Source organism: Bacillus sp. JJ1521, from assembly GCF_036965165.1.
Lineage (GTDB): Bacteria > Bacillota > Bacilli > Bacillales > Bacillaceae_L > Ferdinandcohnia.
Genome location: NZ_JBALOX010000295.1, coordinates 1 through 2,292, shown reverse-complemented (window position 1 = coordinate 2,292; position 2,292 = coordinate 1). Strand labels below are relative to the sequence as shown.

The window sequence follows — 2,292 nt, the reverse complement described above, 5'->3', positions numbered from 1 at the left end:
ACTTAAAAGCGTACTTGATAAAGGAAATACGTTAAGTTGTATAAGAGATAAAAACTTAATAATCAATTTCAAATTCCTTAAACAAGAACTCACGTAAAATTAGATACTTCTACAAAGTGACTTAAGCCTTTCCTCAAACAACCGTTTCTTCGCTTCAAAATCCAAATCAAAAACCGTATTGGCTGGTTCGTAGTCAACATGAAGCCACTCCGGAATGTATTCTTGTCGGACTGGTTTTCGATGAGTTCGCTGCTGTTTTTGTCTTTGGTATATATGGTGCGCATCTTGTATTTCGTTAATCGATTGGTATCCCTTGCTACACCAATCTTTAAGCACTGCCTCTACATAGTTCCAACGGTTTGATCCATTTTCTAAAGCCAGTTTCATTGCTTCTACGACTAGTTCACTAGATAATTCAGAACACCACGAATTAATTCTTCCGCGATAATAGTTTCCGATTTTTCCAAATCCATTTTGTTCAAAAAATTGAAATGCATCTTTTTCATTTTCTTTTTCACCTGCGTGTTTTGAAGAAGAAGTCTCTGATGTATTCTCTGTTGTAATCTCTGTAGAAATCTCTGGTATTGCGCTGCTCATATTGGGCACATCGTCTGTCCACTTTGAACACTTCGTCTGTTCATTCTGAGCAGATGGGCTGTCCACTTTGAGCACATCGTCTGCTCCATTTGGACACATCGATTCTTCATGGTCGGGTTGAGGGAATTCGGCCTTTACTTCTGCGTCATGTTGCGATTCATTATCATCCGTTTTTAGTTCGTCTACTTTTTCATAATTTATCGAGTACCATTTTGTGTGATCCATTTTCATTTTGTTAAAATTGCCGGCATCAAGAAAACCGTTGTTTTCTAACTTCAAAATGGCCCTTCTAACCGTACTATTTGAGACCTGGATTTGCTTCGCTAATTCATCATACGTGATATAGATCCATTTTCTCCCTTGGCGGATATTTTTGCTGCGTTGAAGCCAGTAATGAATCTGTTGAAGAACTACGCTTGCACTTCGTCCAATCTTCTTTGCTAGCGTTGGTAAAAGAGGTATAGGGCTTTCATTAAGTAGTAATTTTTCGTTCATTTGTGGTTGCCATCCTTTTTGGGGTATTTTTTCGGGGGTTCGTTTTATATTCCAATTAATGAATGCGGTTGCAATTGTTCCGGTGTTGAATATTGTAAGATGCACATTGCCGTACGTTGGTATTGTTTTTGTAAAACATAGTACGATTCATTCAAAGTAAGTGTTTGGTTATTTTTAAAATGAATAATGGATTGATTGGTCGGACTTGGAATCTTTGGAAGCGTAATTGTTTTGATTTGGTGGAAGAAAATCCAGTTGCACTCAAAACTAGTAGGAGAATGAGTGGGAAATGCGTAGATCTTTCTTCGAGGGTTAATTGGAATGGGTACCTTTTGAATTGCACCAGTTAAATGGATAACAGCCTTTCGCCTTCCTTCATAGGAAGCACCACCTTCTAAGCAGGCTGCTTTAATGATTTGTATGGGTGTTTGTCTAACGAAAATTCTGTTATCTCCTTCAAGGACTATAGCTGAATATTCAAATTCAGCCACTGACAGAATTGCCGATGTTTGAGGATTAATTTCATAGAAATCTTGAATTTGGGTCATGTGGTTCTCTCCTTTTTGAGGTTGATATTTTCGGGGATTTTATTATTAAAATAGCAGTATAATCAGAGGATGTTGCTGTAATCTAAGGTGAAAGAAGTCGAATTTTTCCTATTTCTTCGAACGGCGATGTTCAAGTAGTTTAATAAGGATCTTCATCATTTTCAATAGATCCTTCTGTATTTCGATAGGCTTATTTTCAAGTAAATCTATCAACGATAAAAGAATTTGCGGGTTTTTAACATGTTTCACTTCTTCATATGGTGTAAATAGTTGTGCTGGGGAAATTTCCAGAGCGTTACAAATTCTTTCTAAAATTTCTAGTGAAACATTTGTTTCGGCACGTTCAATTTCTCCTAAATGCTTCGTAGTAATTTCAGCTAACTCTGCAAGTCTTTCTTGTTTTAACTTTTTCTCCGTTCGAAACTTTTGAATCGTTGACCTACTAGTTCATACATAAAATCACCTCTAAAACTAGTAAATCCTAGAAGAAATAAAAAGTGAACAACCTAGTAGGTGGTATTTTTATAAAAACCACCTACTAGGTTTGTTTTTGGAAATATTTTTATAAAAAATCGTTTTCTTAGCAGTTTTTCTTTCCGTTTTTGATAGTTTCACGATACGCCCACGACACGTTATACGATACGTGGACAAA

Annotated in this window: 3 protein-coding genes; all 3 read right to left on the bottom strand. The window is 36.3% G+C overall.

Features of this window, described 5'->3' with window-relative positions:
* Positions 1-99 precede the first annotated feature (99 nt).
* Positions 100-1,092, bottom strand: a complete 993-nt coding sequence (locus V7147_RS24970) for a DnaD domain protein (RefSeq protein WP_335370494.1) — start codon at positions 1,090-1,092, stop codon at positions 100-102.
* Positions 1,093-1,136: 44 nt separating this feature from the next.
* Positions 1,137-1,640, bottom strand: a complete 504-nt coding sequence (locus tag V7147_RS24965) for a competence protein ComK (protein ID WP_335370493.1) — start codon at positions 1,638-1,640, stop codon at positions 1,137-1,139.
* 108 nt (positions 1,641-1,748) lie between these two features.
* Positions 1,749-2,072, bottom strand: coding sequence for a helix-turn-helix domain-containing protein (locus tag V7147_RS25355; RefSeq protein WP_438824656.1), 324 nt, complete (start codon positions 2,070-2,072; stop codon positions 1,749-1,751).
* Positions 2,073-2,292 lie beyond the last annotated feature (220 nt).

Excerpts from the sequence above, each read along its gene's own strand:
- V7147_RS24970 (WP_335370494.1), bottom strand. The coding sequence starts at position 1,092 with ATGAACGAAAAATTACTACTTAATGAAAGCCCTATACCTCTTTTACCA.
- V7147_RS24965 (WP_335370493.1), bottom strand. The coding sequence starts at position 1,640 with ATGACCCAAATTCAAGATTTCTATGAAATTAATCCTCAAACATCGGCA.